Here is a 22,832-nt window from a genome sequence, read left to right as displayed (position 1 = left end):
CGCGTCAGGCCATTGCCGGTTGTGCGGCCAGCAGGACGCGCAGTTCTTCGATCAACTGGTCCTCCTGGTAGGGCTTGATGAGGTAACGGTCCACGCCCAGGCTGCGCGCGTGCTCGCGGTGTTTGTCGCCGGAGCGCGAGGTGATCATGATGATCGGCAACCGCTTGATGCGCGCCGTGTTGCGCACGAACGCCGCCACTTCGAAGCCATCGGCGCGCGGCATCTCGATGTCCAGCAGCATGGCGTCCGGGGTTTCGGTCTGCAGCATGGCCATGGCATCCAGGCCGTCCTTGGCGGTGATCACCCGATAGCCCTTGCGTGTGAGCAGGCGCTCGGTGACGCGGCGGATGGTGATGGAATCGTCCACCACCATGATCAGGCGCCGCGCGTCTTCCACCGCCGCCGGAGCCACCGCGGCCTCGTTGCCCAGACGCCGGCGGGTGGATTCCTGGATCAGCGCCGGCACGTCCACGATCAGCATCACGCGGCCATCGGCCAGGATGGTGGCACCCGATACGCCGGACACCGAACCCAGGATCGGGCCCGCCGCCTTGGTCACGATTTCGCGATTGCCGAGCAGGCGATCGGCGACCACCGCCACGCGTCGGCCGGCGGCATCCAGGCCGTCGCCCACCCGCATGAGGATGGCCGGCACGCTGCGCGCATCGATGCGCGCGGGCACCGGCAGGCCGACCAGATCGCCGAGCCGGCGCAACTGGTACTCGCGGTCACCGTAAGCCAGCGCCTCGCCGCCATCCTTGAGCATGGCGGGCAGGGTTTCGCGCGGCACGCGTGAAATACCTTCCACCGAGCCCAGCGGAATCGCGAACAGTTCCTCGCCGACCTGCACCACCAGCGCCTGCGACACCGCCAGCATCAGCGGCAGGCGCACGATGAAGCGCACGCCGCGGCCGGCTTCGGAGGCGATGTCGACGGTGCCGCCGAGCTGTTTGACTTCCGACGCCACCACATCCATGCCGATGCCGCGGCCGGCGTCCTGGGTCAGGGTCTGCGCGGTGGAGAACCCGGCGGCAAACACGAAGCGCGCCAGGTCCTCGTTGGACACCTGCGCGTCGCTGCGCATCAGGCCGCGGCGCACGGCCTGGGCGCGGATGGCGTCGAAATCCAGGCCGCGACCGTCGTCGCGCACTTCCACCGACAACTGCGAGCCCTCGCGACGCAAGGTCACGGTGACCACTCCCTCGTCGGCCTTGCCGGCGGCGCGGCGCGCCTCCGGGGTTTCGATGCCGTGTACCACGCAGTTGCGCAGCAGGTGCTCCAGCGGCGCGGTCATGCGCTCGAGCACGTTGCGGTCGAGTTCGCTGTCGGCGCCCTCGAACTCGGCACGCGCCAGCTTGCCGTTCTGCTCGGCGGTCTGGCGTACCACGCGCGCCAGACGCTGCACCTGGCGCGAGAACGGCACCATCAGGGTGCCCATCAGGCCTTGCTGCACATCGTTGTTGATGCGGCCCTGCTGCTGCAGCAGCACTTCGGCTTCGCTCACGGAAGTGTCGAGCGAGGCGTACAGCGAGCCCATGTCGCTGACCGATTCCGCCAGCGAGCGCGACAGTTCCTGCATGCGCGAGTAGCGATCCATTTCCAGCGGATCGAACTGGGCGTCGTAACGATGACCGTCCGCACCGTCGGCCTCGCTGGGGCCGCGGGCGAAACCGCGCGCGGCAATCTGCGCCTCGGTCTCGATATCCATCAGTCGCAACTGTTCGCGCACGCGGGTGATGGTCTGCGCCATTTCCGCCAGCGAGGTGGTGAGTGCGGCGTTCTTTTCTTCCAGACGGGCGCGGAAGATGGAAATCTCGCCGGCCTGGTTGAGCATGGCGTCCAGGCGCTCCACCGGTACGCGCACGGCTTCGCGCCGCGCCTCGGCAGCGGCCGCCTCGTCGCGTCCCGGGTTCCAGAACAACTGCGGGTCCCAGGCGGCCAAGGTCGGTTCGTCGTCGCGCGTGGCGTCGGCAGCGACCGGGCTGTCCACCGGCGGCGGTGGGGCCGGCACCTGCGACGGCAGCGGCGCCACCGCGGCCGCGACCTCGGCCTGGCTCAGGCCGGTGTCGCGCACGGCTTCGTCGTAGAGCTTGTGCAGTTGGTCCAGCTGCAGGCTCACCGACTGCACCGCCTCCAGCTGCAGGTGCGCGCCGTCGCGCTCCAGCGCCTCCAGATGCGTTTCCAGTTCGTGCGCGGCATCGCCCAGTTGCATCAGGCCGGCCATGCGCGCGCCGCCCTTGAAGGTATGCAGGTCGCGCTGCATGACGCGGCTGGGATCGGCATCGCCGGGGATTTCGCGCCAGGCATGCAAAGCCTGCTGCAGCGACTCCAGCAGTTCTTCGGCCTCCGGCGCAAAGATGGCGAACAGCTCGCGATCGACCTGCTCGGCCGCTGCGTCTCCGGTGTCGTCGGTAGCGTCTGCGCCAGACGCTTGCATCTCGGGCTGCGACGCCGCGTCCGGTTGCGCATCCGGCGGCAGCTCCTGGAGAGTGCCCGTCGCGCTGTCCTGCGCCGGTGCGAAATCTTCCAGGGTCCAGTCCAGCGGCGCCTCCGCGTCGACACCCCCTGCATGGGTCCCGGCTTCGAATGCGGATTCGGCGGTTTCGCGAAGTGTTGCGTCCGGGATGGCGGTTTCGCCCAGCGCATCGAAACGCGCAATCAGCGCCGCGACGTCCACCGACTCGCGGCCGCGCGCAAGCTCCAGCAGATCGCGCAGCCCTTCGCTACCCAGACGGGCCTGCTCGCGGAAGCGCAACGCCGCGGCAGGATCGCTGCCGGCGGCGACGGCCTCGGTGGCCGACTCGATGCGATGCGCCAGCTCGGCGATCGATTCCACCCCGGCGACGCGCGCGCTGCCCTTGAGCGTGTGCAGGTTGCGCAGCCAGGGGCCGAGCCGCTGCGGATCCTGCGGCTTGGCGCCGACCGCTGCGCTGTCGCTCTCCAGCTCGCGTACCAGCTCCTCGGCTTCCTGCAGAAAGACTTCGCGCAGTTCGGCGTCGTGCTCGGCGCTGTCGAAATCGACCGTCTCCGGCTTGGGCGCCGCGGGCGTCGGAAAGATCAGCGCGGTCGGCGTCGCCAGACGCGGCGAACCGTCGATGTTCATCACCTTGTCGACCCACACGGTGCCGTCGCCATCCAGACTGCCGTCGCGATAGGCGTCGAGCTGGCTGTACAGCGCCTCGACCACTTCGGCCATGCCGGTGAAGAAGGCCGGCCCCGGCGCCTGGCCATCGATCATGGTACCCAGGCGCAGATTGAGCGCCTGGGCCACCGCGGCGATCGGCGCGCAGTGCGCCATGCCGGCGGCGCCCTTTAGCGTGTGCACGGTGGCTTTGAGCGAGCGCGCAAACCCGGTCGAGGCCGGCGCCTTGGACCAGGCGTGAAGATCGGTTTCGAACTTCTGCACCAGATCCAGCGCTTCGAAGGTGAAGATTTCCGCCAGTTGGGCGTCCTCGTCTTCCGACGGCGCCACCGCGCCGTCGCCGCCGCGCAAGGCCTCAACCCGTTCCAGCCAGGGCCGCGCATCGACGCCGGTCGCGCCTGGCTCACCGGCCCGCGCCACCCATTTGTCGAGGACGGTGCAGGCCTCGGCCACCAGCGCCATGCCGGATGCCGACAGGGTGCCGCGCCCGCGGTGCAATTGTTCGAGATAGGTTTCCAGGCTGCCGGCCAGCTCGCCGACCGCGCGCGCATCCACCGCCAGTGCCGCGCCGCGCAGGGTGTGGAAGGCGCGCACTACCGGCTCGGGGATGGAGTATTCGCCGGCCAGACCTTCCTGATCCTTGACCCAGCGCGCCACCATCTGCAGGCGCTGCTGGGCGTCGCCGCGGAACACCGCGATCATTTCGTTGTTGTCGCCGGCCACGGCGCTGCCAGCGAGCTGGCGCGCCTGCGCAGCCAGACGCGGTGCGGCTGCGGGCTGCGCTTGGCGGGCGCTGAACGCGTTGACCATGGCGGGCAACAGTTCCACTGCGTCGCGCACGGTGTCCATTACCGGCGCCGACAGCTCGACAGTGCGATCCAGGCAGCGGTTGAGCAGGCTTTCCAATGCCCAGGAAAACTCGCCGATGTCCTGCGCACCCACCATCCGTCCGCTGCCCTTGAGGGTGTGGAACGAACGGCGGATGGTGCTGAGCAGCTCGCGTTCGTCGGGCTGGCGCAGCCAGCGCGGCAATGCACGCTGCAGGGTCTGCAGTACCTCGGAGGCTTCTTCGATGAAGATGTCGCGGATCTCCGGGTCCACCTCGGGCTCGGAGGCCATGATCGCGACCGTGGCCTCGGCCGGCGACGTTCCGATGTCGTGTGCTGCGTCCGACAAGCTCCGCAGCGCGTCGTCGGTTTCCTCGGCCAGCGCGCCTTCGAAGATCGCCGGTTCGGGTTCGCTGGCGGACTGCGGCTGCGCCTCGGGGGTGGGCACCACCTCGGCCGCTGGAGGTTCTGGCATGGGCTCGCCCAGCAGATGGAATTCCGGCGTCTCGGGCGGCAGCACCGGCTCTTCGGCGGCAACGCTGCGGCGCGCGGCGGCGTCGTAGTCCAGGATCGAAAGTTCTTCCAGCGTCTCCGCGTAGTCGGTATCGGCCGTTGCGCCGGCATCGGCGGCAGATGCAGCGTCGGATGCAGCGGCATCGGCCAGGGTCGGTTCCGGCGCTGCATCGGCGGTAGGTTCGGATGCCGCCTCGGCAGCCGGTTCCGTGGCCTGGCCCAGGCGCTGCGCCAGCAGATCAAGCTGATCGAGCACATCGGCGGCGGCGGGCGAGCCGTCGCGGCGGAACTCCAGGTAGTACTCGATGGCGGCGATGGCGTCGGCAAAGCGTGCGGCCACCACGGTGTCGCTGCGCACCGCGGTGAACCCCGGCGACTGCAGGAACTGCTGCACGCGCAGGGTCAGTTCTTCGGCGCGGTCCAGCGCCAGCATCCGAAAACCGGCGGCGACCTCGTCCAGCAGCCGCGCGGCCTCGGGCAGCCCGAATACGTCTTCGCGCTTGAGATAGGACTCGATGTAGGTCTTGATGCGCGCCAGATTGACCAGCGATTCGCGGTACAGCGCCGACATGCCGTCGCGCAGATCCGCGACCGCCAGCTTGCCGGTACCGTCATCGGCGGCGGTGGAGGACTGCAGCTGGCGGTACAGCGCACCCTCCAGCGACAGGTCCACCTGCAATACCGCGGTGGCGAATTCCATCCAGGCAGCGGTCTGCGACACGCCGGCATCGCCGGCTTCGTGCAGGGTCTCCACCGGCTGCGCCAGCGCCTGGCTTTCGGCCGACAGGCCCAGCACCAGCAGGGTGTCGGCGACGCGCTTGAGGCGATCGGCGGTGGCCTGCAGTTCGTCGGCACCGGCACCGGCGCGCAAGGCGATGTCGATGCTGTCGCGTACCTCGGCCAGGTCGGCGCGCAGTTCTTCGGCTACCCGCACCAGCAGACCGGTATTGGCACCGCGCAGGCGCGCACGGCAGGCCTGCACGGTCTCCACCGGCGGCAGCCAGGTCTCCAGTTGCAGGCCCTGACGCAGTTCGGTCACGCGCGGGCCGGCGCCGGCCGAACGCCCGGCGTAGAACAGCAGGCGCATGGAGACGTCGCTCATCTGGCGCAGGGCCGGGGCCTCGCCGGATTCGCCCACAATCTTCAGCAACTGCCCGGCGCGTCCGAACTGGCGCTTCAGCTCCAGGGTTTCGTCCAGGGTGCGCGACAGCAGCGCCTCGACGCAGGCGGCGGCGGTGCGCCACAACTGGTACATGGGACGTTCGCGCGAGAGATCCGCCAGCACCTCGCAGATGCGGCCGATGCGGCTCAGCGCCTGCGCGGTGTCCTGCTCCTTGAACCAGGACAGCAGCGAGGCCGAGAACACCGGCGACAGTCGCTGCGCCTCGGCTTGCAGGTTGGCTTCGTCACGCAGCGGCGTGCGCCGCGGAAGGACAAGCCCCAGCACGCGGAACTGCGCCACGAACAGATCGTCTTCGGTGAGCAGGCTCTTGCCGCGCGACAGCCGCAGTTCATTGACGATGGGCTGCAGGATCAGCGCGCTGTCCTGCTGGCCTTGCTGCAGCAGGTCCAGGTAATCGCCGGCCTGCAGGCAGGCGCCCACCACCGCGGCGTAGGCCGGATCGGGCTCGTGGACGCGACCGGCCGCCAGGTCCTGCGCGGTCTGCTTCATCTCCTCGGCCAGCAGCGCCACCCCGTAGGCCTGGATCAGCACCGAGGCGCCGCGTACTTCCTGCAGATGGGAGATGGCCTTGTGCAGCGCCGCCGCACCCTGCGGTGCCTCGGCGTGCTGCTGGATCAACTGGCTGGCCAGCTGCAGGTTCTGGTCGAGCTCCTTGCGCACCCAGTGCAAACCGGCACTGACCCCACGGATGGACGACGGCAGGCTATGCGCGTTGCGGTTCATGTGCTTACCACCCCGCGCGCCGCAGCGCGTCCGACTGCGCCAGGCGATGCAGGCTCAGCACCGGCCAGACGCGGCCCTCGCGCTGGAAGCCACCGAGCAGGTAGGGCGCAGACGGGTCCTGCTCCGACCTTTCGAGGTCGGCCTGCTCGCGCACCGTGAACTGGCGGTAGCCGGCCACCTCGTCGACCAGGAAGCCGGCCGGCAGACGTTCCGAATTGAGCACCAGCACCCGCGCGGTGCGCTTGTCGCCGCTGGCCTCGTCGCCCAGCAGGCGACCGGAGTCCACCACCGTGAGCAGACTGCCGCGCACGTTGGCGACGCCGGCCAGCCACGGCCGCGCGTTGGGCACGCGGGTCAGGCGCGGCGGCGGGATGACTTCGCGCACGTCGTCCTTGGGCGCGACCAGCCAGCGCTCGCCGAGGCGAAACGCCAGGCCCTGCCAGACATCCGCGCTGCCGTCGGCGCTGTCCGAACGGGCGGCCCGCAGGCGCCGGTCGAGCTCCAGCAGCAGGTGGAACGGTTGGGCACGCAGCGAGCGCAGGGCCGCGCTCATTTGCGCAGATGGGTCTTGACCGCGCCGAGCAGTTCGTCGCGCGTGAACGGTTTGGTGAGGTACTCGTCGGAGCCGACGATGCGGCCGCGCGCACGATCGAACAATCCGTCCTTGGACGACAGCATGATGACCGGGGTGCCCGCGTAACGCGGGTTGGCCTTGATCAGCGCACAGGCCTGATAGCCGTCCAGGCGCGGCATCATGATGTCGATGAACACCAGGTCCGGGTGGTGGTCGGCGATCTTGGCCAGGGCCTCGAAGCCGTCCTGCGCGGTGACCACGGTAAAACCTTCCTTGGCCAGCAGCGATTCGGCGGTACGCCGGATCGTCTGACTGTCGTCGATCACCATGATCTTGGCTGCTGCCGCTGTCGACACTCGTGTTCCCCTCGATGCCTGATCCGTGCGCGCGGTGCGCCAGGCGCCGAAGGCCTTGGACCGGTTCCCCGTAATGCACCGATTTTTAGCACATGCCCGCGCACGCCGCCTACGTCCGCACCGACGCGGACCGGCAATCCGGATGGGCTAACCTTAGCGTCGCCCACTTCGATGGAATTCCCATGCTCGGCAACGTCCCGCAGTTGTCCACCCCGCATACCTCGCCCTTGCTGCGCTTCGAGCAGCAGTTGATCGCGCGCAGCGCGGACATCGAAGCCTGGTTCCGGCGCCAATGGCTGAGCACGCCGCCGCCGTTCTACGCCTCGGTGGATCTGCGCAACGCCGGCTTCAAGCTGGCGCCGGTGGACACCAATCTGTTTCCGGGCGGCTTCAACAACCTGGCGCCGAGCATGGAGCCGCTGTGCATCCAGGCGATCCAGTCCGCCGTGGAGCGCGCCTGCCCGACCTGCAACGGCGTGCTGCTGGTGCCCGAAAACCACACGCGCAACAAGTTCTACCTGGAGAACGTCGCCAGCCTGTTCGAGCTGCTGCGCGAGGCCGGCTTTCACGTGCGCATCGGCACGCTCAACCCGGAGGTCCGCGAAGCCACCACCCTGTCACTGGAGATCTCCGGCAGGCAGCTCACCCTGGAGCCGCTGGTCCGCGAAGGCGACAAGGTGCGCGTGGGCGACTTCACGCCCTGCCTGGTGTTGCTCAACAACGACCTGTCTGCCGGCATCCCCGAGATGCTGCAGGGCATTTCGCAGACAGTGTCGCCTCCGCCCGCGGCGGGCTGGCACGCGCGGCTCAAGACCCATCACTTCGGTTACTACCGCGACGTGGCCACCGAGTTCGGCAAGATCGCCGGCATCGACCCCTGGTGGGTGGATCCGCGCTTTCGCAATTGCGGGCAGATCAATTTCATGAAGCGCGAGGGCGAGGAATGCCTGGTCAGCAACGTCGAGCTGTTGCTGGAAGACATCCGCGAAAAGTACGCCGAGTACGGCATCCATGAGGAGCCCTTCGTCATCGTCAAGGCCGATGCCGGCACCTACGGCATGGGCGTGATGACGGTGCGCAGCGCCGATGACGTGCGCGAGATGAACCGCAAGGCGCGTACCCACATGAGCAGCGCCAAGGAAGGTCGCGAAGTCACCGGCGCAATCCTGCAGGAAGGCGTGCACACCTTCGAGACCTGGGGCCCGGACAACCACGCCGCCGAACCGGTGGTGTACATGATCGACCGTTTCGTAGTCGGTGGTTTCTATCGCGTCAACGAAAAGCGCAGCAATCAGGAAAACCTCAACGCACCGGGCATGAGCTTCAAGCCGCTGCCGTTCGAAAACTGCTGCAATCATCCCGACCTGTCGGTGGCCCCGGACGCGCGGCCCAACCAGTTCTATGCCTACGGCGTGGTGGCGCGACTGGCGCTGGTGGCGGCCGCACGCGAGATCGCCGGGCTCGGCTGAGCGGTGGTGCGCGCCGCCTCGGGGTCTTACCCCCAGGCGACCGGCAGATTGCTCAGGCCGCGCAGATAGGGATCGGTCTGCCATTGCGGCAGGCCCTGGACCCGCAGCCGGGGCAGGCGCCTCAGCAGCGTCCTGAGCGCTACCGGCGCCACCTGCCGCGCCAACGGCTCGCCGATGCAGCGGTGGATGCCCTCGCCGAAACTCAGTTGCGCGGCTCCCGAACGATCCAGGCGCAGCGCATCGGGCCGCTCCGCGGCCGCCCGGTCGCGATTGGCCGAACCCAGCACCAGCGCCAGCTTGTCGCCCTGGCGCAGCCTGATGCCACCGAGTTCGCAGTCGCGGGCGACCACGCGGTCCACGATCTGCGCCGGTGCGTCCAGGCGTAGCAGTTCGTCGATCAGCGCGCGTTCCTGCGCCGGTCCGCCGTGCAGCAGGGCCTGCTGCGCCTGCGGATGTTCGAGCAGGTGCCGCAGGCCGGTGCAGATCAGGAAGGTGGTGGATAGGTATCCGGCGATGGCCATGCTCACCAGGCTGGCCTGCAGCTGGTCTGCACTCAAGCCGCCCTGCTGCGATCGCGCGATCAGCCGCGGGATCAGCGCATCGGGCGTCGCCACCGGCGGTGCGCGCAGCGCGCCCTGAAAGTAGGCGCCCAGCGCGAAGCCGGTGGTGGCACCGGCCAGGCGCAGGGACTGCGACTGCCGGATGTCGTGGGCGATCACCGCCGCAGTCACCCAGCCGATCAGCACCGGCACGTGCTGCGGATCCACGCCCATCAGCTGGAACAGGGTTTGCGCGGGCAGCGGCAGGGCATAGGCACTGACCAATTCCAGACGGCCGGACTCCGGCAGATCGCCGAGCAGGGATTCGGCAACGCTGGCGGCCACCGCCGCGGCCGGTGCGATGGCGGCATCGAAGTCGGGCTGCAGCGCCGCACGCAGTTGCGTATGCCAGGGCGGATCGGCGGCGAACAGACCGGGCGCCAGGTAGTCGTCGATCTCGAACACGGCAGGGCGGACCGGCGCCGCGGGCCGCGCGGGGTCGGCCTTGAGAAAGCCGGCGGCGTCCTCCAGCACCGCGCGCACCTCGGGCTCGCCGAACACCCACCACGCCTGGTAGGGCTCCACCCAGCGCACCGGGGTGTCGCGGCGCAGCGCGGCATAGGTCGGATAAGGATCGCGCAGGAAGTCGGGGTCGTGCGGATCGAAGGCCACGGTCGCCGTCGCCGGTTCCTGCAGCCGTGCCAGCAGCCAGTCGCAGGTGGCCGGTTCGAAGTAGAGGTGCGGGTGATTGCGACTCTGCACGCAGTAGGCATGAAACGGATTGCCGTGCGGCGGCGTCGCCGGCACCGGCGCCAGCGGATGCAGGTCCAGATCCAGCGCACTGACCGTGGGCACGCTGCAGCTCAGCGGCACTGCGACGGGCACCGGCGCGCCGCCCAGCCACTGCGCGCATTGCGCCGCGGATTCCAGGTAACGCCCCTGCCCGCCCGGCATCGCCTCCCAGCTCAACTCGCCATGCACGTCCAGCTCCGGCAGCGTCTGGCCTTCGCACTGCCCCTCGGCGACGCGCGCCGGCGCCCCCTCGCCCAGCGTCCACAGCCGCGCCGCGTTGCCGGCGCGGTCCTGCCAGTCCAGCGCCAGACGCTGCGCGGGAAAGCTGCGCGCGCCATCGCCTCGACCGCTGGCGATGGCCCAGCGCCGGGGTTGTTGCGGGTAACCGCCGAGGTCCTCGAACTCGCGCAGCAAGGCGCTGCGCAGCGGACTGCGCAGCGCGCGGTTGTCGTGCAGCCACAGCATCACCAGCTGCTGATTGGCCGGCGTATCGAGCAGGGCCGCCAGTTCGGCGATCGGTGCGCCGGCAGGCGCGAAATTCTGCGCGAACCACTGCGCCGCCAGGCTGGTGTAGGCGCCGCGATGCGGGGTGTCCAGGGTGAGCATGGCGCGGGTGGCGTGGTCGCGCCCGGCGCGTTCCATCCGGGCCAGGGCATAGCGCACCACCAACCCGCCCAGGCTCATGCCGGCCACCACCAGCGGCTGCGAGGTGCGCGCCTTGAGCGCCTCGATGCAGGCCTCCACCACTCCGGCGTTGTGCTGGATCGGCGCCGCGCCCTGGTCCAGCCCCTGGATCACCACGTCATAGCCGCGCTCGCGCAAGCTCCGCATCAGGCCGTGCTGCTGCAGCACCGCCAGCAGATAAGCCAGCGTGTGCCCACCGGGAAACCCTTCCACGAACACCAGCGGCCGGCGCACCTGGGTCTGGCCGCTGGCCCAGTAGACGTGGGCCGAGCCGGTGCAGGCGCTGTCGCCGGAGCGCAGCGGCCAGATTTCGTCGGGCTGCAGGTCCTGCGGGGTGATCCGGTTCATGTCGGTTGGGCCAGATGGCGCAGGCCGCGCAGGCCCGGCAGCAGGCAGTACAGCGAGCCGCGCGTGGCGACCCAATGCGGCAGGTCGGACAGCACGATGGGATCGCGCGGATCGTCGGTGCGGATGACGAACTTGCCGCCGCAGGGCGGATGCGCGCCCAGCAACGGGTCGCGCGTGCCGCGCAGCCCGGGCGCGGCGATGTCCTGGTTGACCCAGACCCGCTGCAGAAATTCGAACTGCTGTTCCAGATCGCCGCACAGGAAGTAGCCGACCAGGCCACGCTCGATGCCGTCGTCGGCCAGGTACGGGTCGCGGGTGTCGTATTCGGGTCCGTAGGGCATGGCGCGACGCACGAGGCGCCGGCTGTGCGGCTGGCCCATCACCTGCGCGCCGCGCGGATTGAGACGTCGTATGTGTGCGCCCACCGGGCAGCGCAGACCTAGCGCATCGTCGTAGCGACCCGGGTGGGCGGCGCTGGGCGCATAGTCGAAATCCTGGATGCCGGCATCGGCCACCGACGGCGCGCCGACGGCATCGACGGCGCGATCCGGCGCCAGCGACAGCGGCACGCCGTTGCGCCAGCGCCCCATCAGCTTGGCCGCCACCTGTTCCGGGTCCATCTGCCAGCGTCGGCCGCTGAGGCGGATCAGACGCTCGAAGGCTGCCGCGTCCTGCGCCAGCACCCGGAACGCGCCATAGGTGGCGTTGGTGCACAAGTTCGCCGGCAGATCGCCGAGATGATTGCCGCCGTAGCAGTTGACGTGGCTACCACCGAGCAGGAAATCCCCTGCCGGCGCCAGCGGCTGCGCATCCGCCCGCTGGCCCGGCCCGGAACCGGCGATGCGCGGCTGGGCGATGCCATCGCGGTAACCGAAATGCACCCGATCGCCCGGCAGCGCAGCGGCCTGCCGCGACCATAGTTCGCGCACGCCCGCCTGTGCCAGGCGGTCGCGCAGGTGCTGCGTCGCCAGCTGCAGGTGCGGTTCGCCCGCCGCGTGGATCGACAGCAGGCCGTGGGCAACCTCGCTGGCGCTGCCGCCCAGCTCCCAGTGGCTGGGCGCACTGGCGCCGACGTCGCCCAGGGCGGCAGCGCGCTCGGGCTGACCGGGTCCGTCGCGAAACGCTTGGGGGAAACGGCCGAGCACCGCCGCAGGCAGCCCCAGCGCCGCCAGTCCGGCCCAGGTGAGCCCCAGATTCAGGGTGGTCGACGGTTTGTGCGACCAGGGCCGCGCGCTGGTCAGCGGCGGCAGCCCGTCGCCGCCGTCGATCAGCTCGGCGAGCAGGCCGCGGGCGGATCGGCCGTCGGCAAACGCAAAAGCCAAGTGCACGGCCAGCGGCAAGTGATAGCCGCGCAGCAGATTGCCCTGGATGTCGTCCAGCTCCAGGGCCGCCTCAGCCACGGGACTGCGCCTGCAGGATGTCGAGCACGGTCATCGAGGGATAGGCGGCCCAGGGCTGCACCTGCCGCAGATTGTTCTTCATCACGAATTCGCAGAAGTCCTGCGGATAGGCCGACACCGGTAGCCGCGGCGCATCCCGCACGAACTCCAGGATGGCGGTGAAGACCTCGCCCAGCACCGCCACGAAATCCATCAGATAGGACTGCAGGTCGCCGTCGAACACGGTGATGACCATCAGGGTGCTGCCGTCGCGACTGGGCAGGAAGCGCGCGAAATGCACGTAGTGCAGCGCACTGAGCGCGGCCCGCACCTGCGGCTGCAAGGCGTCCAGACTGGCCAGCAAGGCCGGCATCTGCGCCGGGTTCTTGAGCGCCAGAAACAGATTCAATCCCTGCTGCACGCTGTCTTCCAGCAAGCGGCCGGCCGGCCGGCCGGGCGATCCGGAGCCCGCATCGGCTGCCGTCGGCGCTGCCACCGCCTGAGTTCTGGTCGCGTGCATCCCCGTCCTCCCCGCCCCCGAGGGCTTGAGGGTGCATCCGCTGCACCCATCGGCCCGTTAAGCTAGGGCTAGTGTGGAGAGCACGCCCGCTGCCCGTCAAAGCGGCGGGGCCATGCGGACACGGGCACCCGTGTCGACGCTGGGACTGCCACCCCACCGCCACCGTCGTGCGCGCACAGGGAAGCGAATCGACCAGGGATGGATAGCGGATACCTCGCCAGTTACGTGCCGCGCCTGGTGCGCGCGCACCTCGCGCAGGATCCCGGCTGCGTCAGCCGTCGCCTCACACTGCGGCACGCCGCGGTTTTGCTCACCGACATGCAGGGCTTTACCCGTCGGGTGGAGCAGGCCACCGCGGGCGGGCGGGCGGAGCTGGAAGATCTGAACGCGCAGATCGATCGCTACTTCTGCGGCATGATCGACATCGTCCACGCGCACGACGGCGAGGTGCTCGCGTTTGCCGGCGACTCGATGCTGTGCGCCTGGCCGGCCGAGACCCCGGAACACCTGCCGGAAACCGCAGTGCTGGCCGGCTGCGCCGGACAGGCGATCCAGCGGGCGCTGGGTCGCAACCACCCCACCCGCATCGGTATCGGGGTGGGCCAGCTGCACGGTGCGCTGGCCGGCGGCCACGCGGGACGCTGGGAACTGCTGGCAGGGGGCTCGGCCCTTAGCGACGCGGTGGCGGCCGAAAAATGCGGCCAGGCCGGCCGGCTGGTGCTGTCCACCGATGCCTGGGTGGCGCTGGGCCGTCCGCTGGAGACCGTGCGGCTCGATTCCGCGCACCGGTTGCTGACCGCCGCCCTGCCGAATCTGGTCTTGCCCGACCTGCAGGCGCACCGCCGCAGCGCGCCCGAGGTGCCGGTCCAGAGCCTGGAGCCACTGGTGCCGGCAGCGGTCCTGCACCGGGTCCGCGCCGGCCAGACCGCCTGGATTGCAGAAGTGCGCCCGGTGACCGTGGTGGCGGTGGGCATGAGCGAACTGGACCTGAACCGGCCGGAGGCCCTGGAGATCGCCCACGAGGGCGTGCGCACGTTCCAGGCGCTGCTGCAGGTCTACGGCGGCACCCCGCGCCTGAGCATGGACGACAAGGGGCTGCTGGTGGCCGGCGACTTCGGCCTGCCGCCGGCGGCGCTGGAGCATCACGCCGAGCGCGCGGTGCGTGCGGCCCAGGACATGCTGGCGGCGCTGCGCCAGCTCGGCGTCGAAGGTGGCATCGGGGTGGCAACGGCGCGCGCGTTCTGCGCTGGCTTCGGCAACGACCGCCGCCGCGATTTCGGCGTCTTCGGCGACGGCACCAACGTCGCTACGCGCCTGATGCAGGCGGCGCGCGACGAGGTCCTTTGCGACGACGCCACTGCCCATGCCGCGCGCGAGCGCATCGCCTTCGGGCCCGCGGAGTCGGTCCCGGTCAAGGGCCGCGACGGCTTGGTCCGCATCTGCCGACCGCTCGGGCGGCGCCAGGGAAGCTACGAGCAGGATGCGGTGCTCACCGGCCGGAGCGAGGAGCGCGAGCAGATCCAGCGGCGCCTGCAGGCGCTGCGCGACGGCCGCGGCGGCCTGATGCTGATCGAAGGCGAGCCCGGTCTGGGCAAGTCCATGCTGCTGGCCCACGCCCAGCGCTGCGCGCGCGAACTGGGCCTGCGCCACGTCGCCGGTGCCACCGACGTGATCGACCGCGATACGCCCTACCTGGCCTGGCGGCCGATCTTCACCGCGCTGCTGGAAACCCCTGCCGATCTGGACGGCGACTCCCTGGTCGCGCACGTACTGGCACGCTTCTCGGCGGCGGCGGGCATCGCCGAGATGCTGCCGCTGATCGGCCCGGTGCTGGGCCTTTCGGTGCGCGACAGCGCATCGACGCGCCCGTTGAGCGGGACGGTGCGTGCGGCGAACACCTACCGGGCGATGCGCGCCATTCTCGGCTACTTCGCCGAACAGCGGCCGTTGCTGATCACGCTGGAGGACGCGCACTGGCTGGACTCGGCCTCGCGCGGATTCCTGGCCTGGCTGGCGCGCAACGCCACCGACATCCTCACCCTGATCGCGGCGCGGCCCGAAGCCGGCCTGCGCGCCTGGCCGCGCGGCGCCGAGGTCGAGCGGATACGGCTGCGCGAGATGCCCGCGGCCGAGTTACTGGCGCTGGCCAGGCAGACGCTGGGCGTGGCCACGTTGCCGCCGGCGCTGGACGAAGTGCTGGTCCAGAAAGTCGGTGGCAATCCCTATTTCTGCTGCGAACTGCTACGCGCGCTGCTGGACAGCGGTCGCATCGGGGTGCGCGACGGCGTCTGCGAGGCCGGGGATCTGGCCAGTGGCGACATGCCGGCGACGGTCGAGAGCGCGGTGCTGGGTCGGCTGGACCGGCTGGCGCCGCAGGGGCAGCTATGCCTGAAGGCTGCTTCGGTACTCGGTCAAAGCTTCCGCCAGGACGCCCTGAGCACGATCTATCCGGTGCCCTCCGAGCGCCAGCACATCGGCCGCCATCTGGCGTCGGCGCGCGACGGCGGCCTGGTGTGGCTCGATGCCGCCGCCGAAATCTCCTGGAGCTTTCGCCATGCCATCGTCCGGGATGTCACCTACGCGCTGCTGACCCGCGATCAGCGAGCCCCCCTGCATGCCGCGGTGGCAGCCTGGTACGAGTCGCGTTTCGCCGACGACCTGCCCCCGCTGTATCCCCTGCTGGCCCATCACTGGGACGAGGCCGGCCAGACCGAACCGACGCTCAACTACCTGGAGCTGGCGGGCGACCAGTCGCTGCGGGCCGGCGCCTTTCAGGAGGCGCGCCGCCTGTTCGGACGCGCGCTGCAGCTGCAGAGCGAGTCGGCGATCGCCACCTCCGCCGGACGCCGCGCGCGCTGGCATCGCGGCCTGGGCATGGCGTTGTACTTTCTGGGCGAACTGGGCCCCAGCCGGGATCACCTGGAAACCGTGGCCAGCCTGCTGGACCAGCCGCTGCCGAAGGCGCTGGCCGCCACCCGCAGGCGCCTGCTGGGTCGGGTCCTGCAGCAGACCCTGCACCGTTTGCGCCCGGCCGCGGTGCAGGGCCGGCTGGCGGCGCGCCAGCCCGAGATCGACCTGGTCGTGGAGTGCTATTCCAAGCTCGGACAGATCTACTACCTCAACGGCGAACCGGCCGAGCGTCTGCTGCTGGTGACCCTGGCCGGACTCAACCTGGCCGAGCAAGGCGCACCTTCGGCGGCACTGGCCCGGGTGCTCGCCGGCAGTTCGATCATGGCCGGCGTGATCGGGCTGTCGCGGCCGGCGCGGCGATACTCGGCGCGTGCGCAGGCGGTTGCGCAAAGCGAGGCCGGCCGCGATGCCGCGCCCCAGGTCTGGCACTACCACGCCATCCTGCAGGCGCAGCAGGGACGATGGCAGGAGGCCCGGCGCGCCAACGATCACGCGCTGCGACTGATTCGCGAGCTCGGCGACCAGACTCTGGAGGCGGAAGCCTGTGTCGTGCGCTCGACATTTCTGCTGTGCCAGGAGGATTTTTCCGGCGCCGAGCAGGCTTGGTCGCGGGCGCTGCGTCTGGCGCAGCGTATCGGCAACGCACAGATCGAATGCTGGAGCCTGCTGGACCAGGCCGAAACCCATCTGGGCCGTGCCGAGCTGGACGCTGCGGATCGTGTGCTGGCAACCGCGCTGCAGATTTCCACGCCGCCGCAGGACGGTTACAGCGCCATCGAAAAACAGCGCATGACCGCGCGCGTGCGGCTGGCCCAGGACCAGCCCGAAGCAGCCTACAGCGCCTGCCAGGTGGTCTACCGGATGGTGCACGCACAGCCTCCGGCCGGCTATCACTGGGCCGATTTCTACGCCACCACCGTGGAGGTGGTGCTGGACCTGATCGAACGCAACGACGCCTTTTCCCGGAACCGTCACGACGCCCTGCTGGCCGACGCGCAGGCCGGCTGTCGGCGCCTGCGGGGGCTGTCGCGAACCTTCGGAAACGTTCGCATCCGTGCGCAGACCCTGCAGGCCCGGCTGGATTGGATCGAGCGGCGCAGCGCACGCGCGCTGCGCCTGTGGCAGTCGGCGCTGGTCTGCGCACGAAGCGCCGCGATGCTCAACGAGCAGGCACGCGTGCTGATCGAATTGCGTACGCACGGTCACGCCGCCGATCCGGCGCTGGGCGCGTCGCTGATCCCCGGCCTGCAGGCCCAGGGCGCTTATGCCCTGCTGCGACGCCTGCAGTCGCAAGCCTGAAGCCGGTGCTGCGCCGACGGGCTAGGATGGCGCCAACGCGCAAGCACGCGATGACAGAGCTATGAGCAAGACCCGACGCATCGGCATCGTCATGGACCCCATCGGGTCCATCAAGCCTTACAAGGACACCACCCTGGCGCTGATGCTGGCGGCGCAGGCACGCGGATGGCACCTGGAATACCTGGAGCAGTCCGACCTGTTGGTGCGCGACGGCCTGCCGTTCGGCCGCATGCGAACAGTGAGCGTGCGCGACGACCGCAGTCGCTGGTTCGAATGGCAGGGCGAGGCGCGCGTGCTGCCGCTGGGCGAACTCGATGCCGTGCTGATGCGCAAGGACCCGCCGTTCGACATGCACTACATCGCCAGCACCTACGTGCTCGAACGCGCGGAGGCGCTTGGCGTGCAGGTGCTCAACAGGCCGCAAAGCCTGCGCGACTGCAACGAAAAACTGTTCACCGCCTGGTTTGCCGAGCTGGCCCCCCCGACCCTGTTCGCGCGCGATGCCGCGACCTTGCGGGCCTTTCATGCCGAGCACGGCGATGTCATCTACAAGCCGCTGGACGGCATGGGCGGCAGCGGCATCTTTCGGGTGGGGGCCGACGGGCTGAACCTGGGCGCGGTGATCGAGCAGCTCAGCGATCAGGGTCAGCGCATGATTGTCGCGCAGAAGTATCTGCCGGCCATCGTCGACGGCGACAAGCGCGTGCTGATGATCGACGGCGAGCCGGTGCCTTACTGCCTGGCGCGGGTTCCCATGGCCGGCGAGACGCGCGGCAACCTGGCGGCTGGAGGCAGCGGCCGGCCGCAGCCGCTGTCCGACGCCGATCGGCGTATCGCCGCCGCGGTCGGACCCGAACTGCGCCGCCGCGGCCTGGTGTTCGTGGGTCTGGACGTGATCGGCGAGTACCTGACCGAGATCAATGTCACCAGCCCCACCTGCGCGCGCGAAATCGATGCCGCCTACGGCACCGATATCGGCGGCAAGCTGATGGACGCGCTGGCACGCCGCTTCGCCGGCCAGGACTGAGGCCGTCTTGCCCGGCCCGAGCCGGCGCCGGATACTGCACCCCATGCCACGCATCACCACCACCGCTGTCCGCCGCCTGCGCAAGGCCACCGGCGCCCCGCTGGCCGACTGCCGCAGCGCGCTCGAAGCCCACGACGGCGACGAGCCCAAGGCCGAGGCCCAGTTGCGCTCCGAGCGCTTCTTGCAGGACCTGGCCTCTACTCTGAAGAACCAGTTCCTGGTCGCCATGCCGGGGCTGGAGGACGAGAACTTCCGCCAGACCGTGTCGCTGCTGTGCGAACACAACGACAGCGGCGCTATCGGGCTGGTCATCAACCGGCCTACCGATCTGACCTTGACCGCGATGCTCGACCAGATGGGCGTGGCGCACGAGTCGATGGATGCGGTGGACCATGTGGTGTTCTGGGGTGGCCCGGTGCAGCCCGAGCGCGGCTTCGTGGTGCATCGCGAACCCGGCGGCTGGGAATCCTGCATGCCGATCGGCAACGAGTTGTTCATCACCACCTCGCGCGATGTGCTGGCCGCCATCGGCGAAGGCCGCGGCCCCAAGGAATTCCTGGTCACCCTGGGCTACGCCGGCTGGGGCGCGGGCCAGCTCGAGGACGAGATCCTGCAGAACTCCTGGCTCAACACGCCGGTGGACCGCCAGGTGCTGTTCCATCTTCCGGCGCGCAACCGCTGGCAGTCGGCGACGCGCCTGCTGGGCCTGGACGTCACCCAGATCGGCAGCGGTGCGGGGCACGCCTGAAGCAGGCGTCGAACGAGGCGTTAGGCAGATCTCGCGACACATGAGGCTCTTGTGGCAAAGAACGGCACACCTAATGAGCTGTACTGGAAACACTTAGATGATCAGCGGATCAAGGATGAGTACGCAAAATTTCTTCAGGCAGAAGGATTAGAGAACAATCCTGGGTCTGGGCACATCTTCGCGATGCGAAAGGCAAAAGATGGGTACAGGGACAAATCGGAAAGAGATTTAATCCTTCTGGTGTCAGGCGGCCTACCTGATGTGTATGACTAACCTACATATAAGCTTCATTGAGTGGAGTCAGGGGTAGCCCAAATTCAGGCGTAAGGACGTGCGCTGCGCGCTTTGGGCGTAAGCCCTGCCCGGCATCTCAGGCCGCTCCGGGGCTACCGCCCGCCGGACCGACGCACGCGAGTGCCAAGGCCAGGCACTCGCGTAAGCTCGTGTCGCTCCGGCCCTAACGCCTAAATCATGTTTCTCGCTTTCGACTTCGGCCATAAGCGCATCGGCGTTGCGGTGGGCGACACGCTCACCGGCACGGCGCGGGCGCTGCCGGCGCTGAGGTCGTCAACGCAACCCGACTGGCCGGGGATCGAGCGACTGCTGACGCAATGGCGGCCCGAGGCGCTGATCGTGGGCCTGCCGTTGGACGAGGACGGCGGCGAGCAGGACATCACCACCCTGGCACGCCAGTTCGCGGAACAGTTGCGACGGCGCAGCGGGCTTTGCGTGCATCTGGCCGACGAGCGCTATTCCTCGCGCGCCGCCGACGACGCGCTACGCGACGCCCGCGCCAGCGGACGCATGAAACGCCGCGTGCGCAAGGGCGATCGCGATGGCGAAGCCGCGCGAGTGATTCTGGAACAGTGGCTGGCCGAGCAGTCGATCCGCTAGCGCGGCGAGTCCGGCAGGGCCGGGCGAATCGATTTGCGGCGGCGCCGACGCAACGGCGACAATCGCCGCCCGTATGAGCCGCCCTCTCCAACTCGACCCGCAAGGACGCCTGCGTCACCTGCTGTCGATGGATGAACTGCCGAGGGACTTGATCGTATCCATTCTCGATCGCGCGGCGGAATTCTCGGAGGCCGTTTCCGGCCCCGACAAGAAGCTGCCCAATCTGCGCGGGCGCACCATCGTCAATCTGTTTTTCGAACCTTCGACGCGCACGCGATCGACGTTCGAAGTCGCGGCCAAGCGCTTGTCGGCGGACGTGATCAACCTGCAGGTATCGGCGTCCAGCACCACCAAGGGCGAGACCTTGCTGGACACCCTCAAGACCATGGAGGCGATGCAGGCGGACATGTTCGTGATCCGCCACGACGCCAGCGGCGCGGCACATTTCTTTGCCGAGCACGCCGCACCGGGCGTGGCGATTCTGAATGCCGGCGACGGCCGCCACGCGCATCCCACCCAGGCCTTGCTGGACCTCTACACCATCCGCGCACGCAAGGGCGATCCGGCCGGGTTGCGCGTGGCCATCGTCGGCGATGTGCTGCACTCGCGGGTGGCGCGCTCGGATATCCACGGTCTGCGCATCCTGGGCTGCAAGGACATCCGAGTGGTGGCGCCACCCACCCTGGTTCCGGCGGGAATCGAGCACATGGGGGTGCGCGTGTTTCACTCGCTCGATGCCGGCCTGGACGGCGTCGACGTGGTGATGCTGCTGCGCCTGCAGAAGGAACGCATGCTCGGCGCCTTCCTGCCTTCGGCCGCCGAATTTCATCGTGATTTCGGCCTGACTCGCGAGCGCTTTGCGCGCCTCAAGCCGGATGCGGTGGTGATGCACCCGGGGCCGATCAATCGCGGCGTGGAGATTTCCGGTGATCTGGCCTACTCGGAACGCTCGCTGATTCTCGACCAGGTCGCCAACGGCATCCTGGTGCGCATGGCGGTGATGGACATGATTCTCGAAAGCCGGGAATCGGGAATCGGAAATCGGGAATCGAAGGGAGGCGGCGGTGGCTTCTGACCACGTCCTGCTCATCGCCGACGCCCACGTGCTCGACCCCGTCAGCGGCTTCGACGGCGAGGGTTTCGTCGCGGTGCGCAACGGGGTCGTCCAGTCGCTGGGCGCGCAACGACCCGAAGGCAGTTTCGACGAAGTGATCGACGCCCGCGGACTGTGGCTGATGCCGGGCATCGTCGATCTGGCCGCGCGCTTTCGCGAGCCCGGGCAAACCCATAAGGCCAGCTTCGCGTCGGAGACTTGCGCGGCGCAGGCTGCCGGCATCACCGCCATCACCCTGCCGCCGGATACGCAACCTCCCATCGCCACGCCCGCGGTCGCCGATCGCGTGCGCGGCATCGCAGCCCGGAGCGGCGGGCTCGATGTCTACATGCTCGGAGCGCTCACCCAGAATCTGGCGGGCGAAGCGCTGGCCGAAATGAGCGCGCTCAAACAGGCCGGCTGCGTGGGCGTGAGCAACGCGGCCTTCGGCCTGCGCGACTCGCTGGTCGGCCGCCGCGCGCTGGAATACGCGCAGGGTCTGGATCTGACCGTGCATGTGTTTGCGCAGAACCCGGCCCTGGCCAATCAGGGTTGCGCCCATGAAGGTCCGGTCGCCACACGCCTGGGTCTGGCCCCCATTCCCGTTGCGGCGGAGGTATCGGCGATCCGTTTCTGGATCTCGCTGGTGGAGGACACCGGCGCGGCCGTGCACTTCGGCCGCCTGTCGACGGCGCGCGGGGTGGAAATGGTGGAAGCGGCACGACGCAACGGCCTGCGGGTGACGGCGGATGTAGCCGCGCATCAACTGTTTCTGACCGCCAAGGACGTGGAAGGCTTCAACGCGCAGTGCCATGTGCTGCCACCGCTGCGTTCGGTGGACGATCGCGAGGCCCTGCGCGCGGGCGTGCAGCGTGGCGCCATCGCCGCCATCTGCTCGGATCACCAGCCCCACGAGGCGGACGCCAAGATCAATCCGTTTCCGCTGACCGAACCCGGCATCTCGGGTCTGGAGACCCTGCTGCCGCTGGGCCTGCAGTTGGTGGCAGACGGCGTGCTCGATCCGCTGCAACTGGCCGAGCGTCTCAGCACCGGACCGGCGCAGGTCCTTGGCGTGACCGCCGGGAGCATCGCCGCGGGGGCACCGGCCAACCTGACCCTGGTGCACCCGCGTTCGCCCTGCACCGTGAACCCGGAGGCCTGGCGCAGCGCGGGTCGCAACACGCCTTTTCGCGGCTGGGACCTGCCCGGGCGGGTCTGCCTGACCCTGCACGGCGGTCGCGTGGTGTTCGACGAGTTGCCGTCGAGGTGAAGTAACCGCGCCGATCCGTCACCCGCGCGGGCGGTGCAAGTCGGCCGCTACCGTCGCGGCAGGGCGCGGGGGTAACGCGTGTATAGTTTGCCGATTCGCGCGATCACCGGTTCGCGCCGCATCGGAGAGGCACAGATGGCACGTGTGATGATCGTCGACGATTCGCCGACGGACGCACTCAACCTCAAGAAAATTCTGCGCAAGGCCGGCCACGAGGTCATCGAGGCCAGCAGCGGCAACGACGCCATCCCCAAGGTCCGCAGCGAACAACCCGACTGCGTGTTCATGGATGTAGTGATGCCCGGAATCAACGGCTTCCAGGCCACCCGCACGCTGTCGCGCGATCCGGCCACCGCCAAGATTCCCATCATCGTGTGCAGCAGCAAGGACCAGGAGACCGATCGGGTCTGGGCATTGCGCCAGGGGGCGCGCGAGTATCTGGTCAAGCCGGTCAAGGAAAGCGAACTGCTGGCCAAGCTTCGCAACATACTTGGCGGCTGACAGCTCGCTGCCAACCAATAAAGGCGCGCTCGCGCCACGCT

14 protein-coding genes are annotated in these 22,832 nt (G+C 69.2%); 8 read left to right on the top strand and 6 right to left on the bottom strand.

What is annotated here, in order from left to right:
- Positions 1 to 4 precede the first annotated feature (4 nt).
- From ACOOHP_RS17660 to ACOOHP_RS17650, 3 genes are read right to left on the bottom strand one after another with little or no spacing between them, the layout of a single operon-like run.
- A complete protein-coding gene (locus ACOOHP_RS17660; RefSeq protein ID WP_420467802.1) occupies positions 5 to 6,388 on the bottom strand; it encodes an Hpt domain-containing protein in 6,384 nt (2,127 codons plus the stop codon).
- Between the two features lie 4 nt (positions 6,389 to 6,392).
- Positions 6,393 to 6,941 carry a chemotaxis protein CheW gene (locus ACOOHP_RS17655; RefSeq protein WP_420467801.1) on the bottom strand — a complete coding sequence of 183 codons (549 nt, stop codon included), beginning with the start codon at positions 6,939 to 6,941 and terminating at the stop codon, positions 6,393 to 6,395.
- Positions 6,938 to 7,291, bottom strand: a complete 354-nt coding sequence (locus tag ACOOHP_RS17650; RefSeq protein ID WP_420468737.1) for a response regulator — start codon at positions 7,289 to 7,291, stop codon at positions 6,938 to 6,940. Before ACOOHP_RS17650 ends, ACOOHP_RS17655 begins: the two co-directional genes overlap by 4 nt.
- A 209-nt stretch (positions 7,292 to 7,500) precedes the next feature.
- Between ACOOHP_RS17650 and gshA the strand changes: the two genes are divergently transcribed.
- Positions 7,501 to 8,787, top strand: a complete 1,287-nt coding sequence (gshA, locus tag ACOOHP_RS17645) for a glutamate--cysteine ligase (protein ID WP_420467800.1) — start codon at positions 7,501 to 7,503, stop codon at positions 8,785 to 8,787.
- Positions 8,788 to 8,813: 26 nt separating this feature from the next.
- On the opposite strand, the gene ACOOHP_RS17640 is transcribed toward gshA, so the two are convergent.
- From ACOOHP_RS17640 to ACOOHP_RS17630, 3 genes are read right to left on the bottom strand one after another with little or no spacing between them, the layout of a single operon-like run.
- Positions 8,814 to 11,150: a cytochrome P450 gene (locus ACOOHP_RS17640; protein WP_420467799.1), complete on the bottom strand. Its 2,337-nt coding sequence runs from the start codon at positions 11,148 to 11,150 to the stop codon at positions 8,814 to 8,816.
- Complete coding sequence (locus ACOOHP_RS17635; protein ID WP_420467798.1) at positions 11,147 to 12,550, bottom strand: Dyp-type peroxidase; 1,404 nt, start codon at positions 12,548 to 12,550, stop codon at positions 11,147 to 11,149. The genes ACOOHP_RS17640 and ACOOHP_RS17635 overlap by 4 nt, the downstream gene beginning before the upstream one ends.
- Entirely contained in the window at positions 12,543 to 13,049 is a 507-nt protein-coding gene (locus ACOOHP_RS17630; RefSeq protein WP_420467797.1) for a hypothetical protein, read from the bottom strand. Before ACOOHP_RS17630 ends, ACOOHP_RS17635 begins: the two co-directional genes overlap by 8 nt.
- Before the next feature lie 198 nt (positions 13,050 to 13,247).
- Here ACOOHP_RS17630 and ACOOHP_RS17625 point away from each other — a divergent pair, with 198 nt between their 5' ends.
- From ACOOHP_RS17625 to ACOOHP_RS17595, 7 genes are all read left to right on the top strand, one after another.
- Positions 13,248 to 17,258, top strand: coding sequence for an AAA family ATPase (locus tag ACOOHP_RS17625; protein WP_420467796.1), 4,011 nt, complete (start codon positions 13,248 to 13,250; stop codon positions 17,256 to 17,258).
- A 61-nt stretch (positions 17,259 to 17,319) separates the two neighbouring features.
- Positions 17,320 to 18,285 (top strand): glutathione synthase, encoded by a 966-nt coding sequence (gene gshB / locus ACOOHP_RS17620; protein ID WP_420467795.1) that lies wholly within the window; start codon positions 17,320 to 17,322, stop codon positions 18,283 to 18,285.
- A gap of 190 nt (positions 18,286 to 18,475) precedes the next feature.
- The gene (locus ACOOHP_RS17615) at positions 18,476 to 19,033 is read left to right on the top strand and encodes a YqgE/AlgH family protein (RefSeq protein ID WP_420468736.1); all 558 of its coding nucleotides are present in this window, start codon (positions 18,476 to 18,478) and stop codon (positions 19,031 to 19,033) included.
- A 471-nt stretch (positions 19,034 to 19,504) separates the two neighbouring features.
- Complete coding sequence (gene ruvX, locus ACOOHP_RS17610) at positions 19,505 to 19,927, top strand: Holliday junction resolvase RuvX (RefSeq protein WP_420467794.1); 423 nt, start codon at positions 19,505 to 19,507, stop codon at positions 19,925 to 19,927.
- Positions 19,928 to 20,000: 73 nt separating this feature from the next.
- A complete protein-coding gene (locus tag ACOOHP_RS17605) occupies positions 20,001 to 21,002 on the top strand; it encodes an aspartate carbamoyltransferase catalytic subunit (RefSeq protein ID WP_420467793.1) in 1,002 nt (333 codons plus the stop codon).
- Complete coding sequence (locus ACOOHP_RS17600; protein ID WP_420467792.1) at positions 20,992 to 22,290, top strand: dihydroorotase; 1,299 nt, start codon at positions 20,992 to 20,994, stop codon at positions 22,288 to 22,290. Before ACOOHP_RS17605 ends, ACOOHP_RS17600 begins: the two co-directional genes overlap by 11 nt.
- A gap of 135 nt (positions 22,291 to 22,425) precedes the next feature.
- The gene (locus ACOOHP_RS17595; RefSeq protein WP_420467791.1) at positions 22,426 to 22,791 is read left to right on the top strand and encodes a response regulator; all 366 of its coding nucleotides are present in this window, start codon (positions 22,426 to 22,428) and stop codon (positions 22,789 to 22,791) included.
- Positions 22,792 to 22,832: the final 41 nt, after the last annotated feature.

It is taken from the genome of Panacagrimonas sp. (genome assembly GCF_965216805.1).
Classification (GTDB): Bacteria; Pseudomonadota; Gammaproteobacteria; order Nevskiales; family Nevskiaceae; genus Panacagrimonas.
Note: the sequence above shows the minus strand (reverse complement) of the source record. Positions and strands in the feature narration are given on the sequence as shown.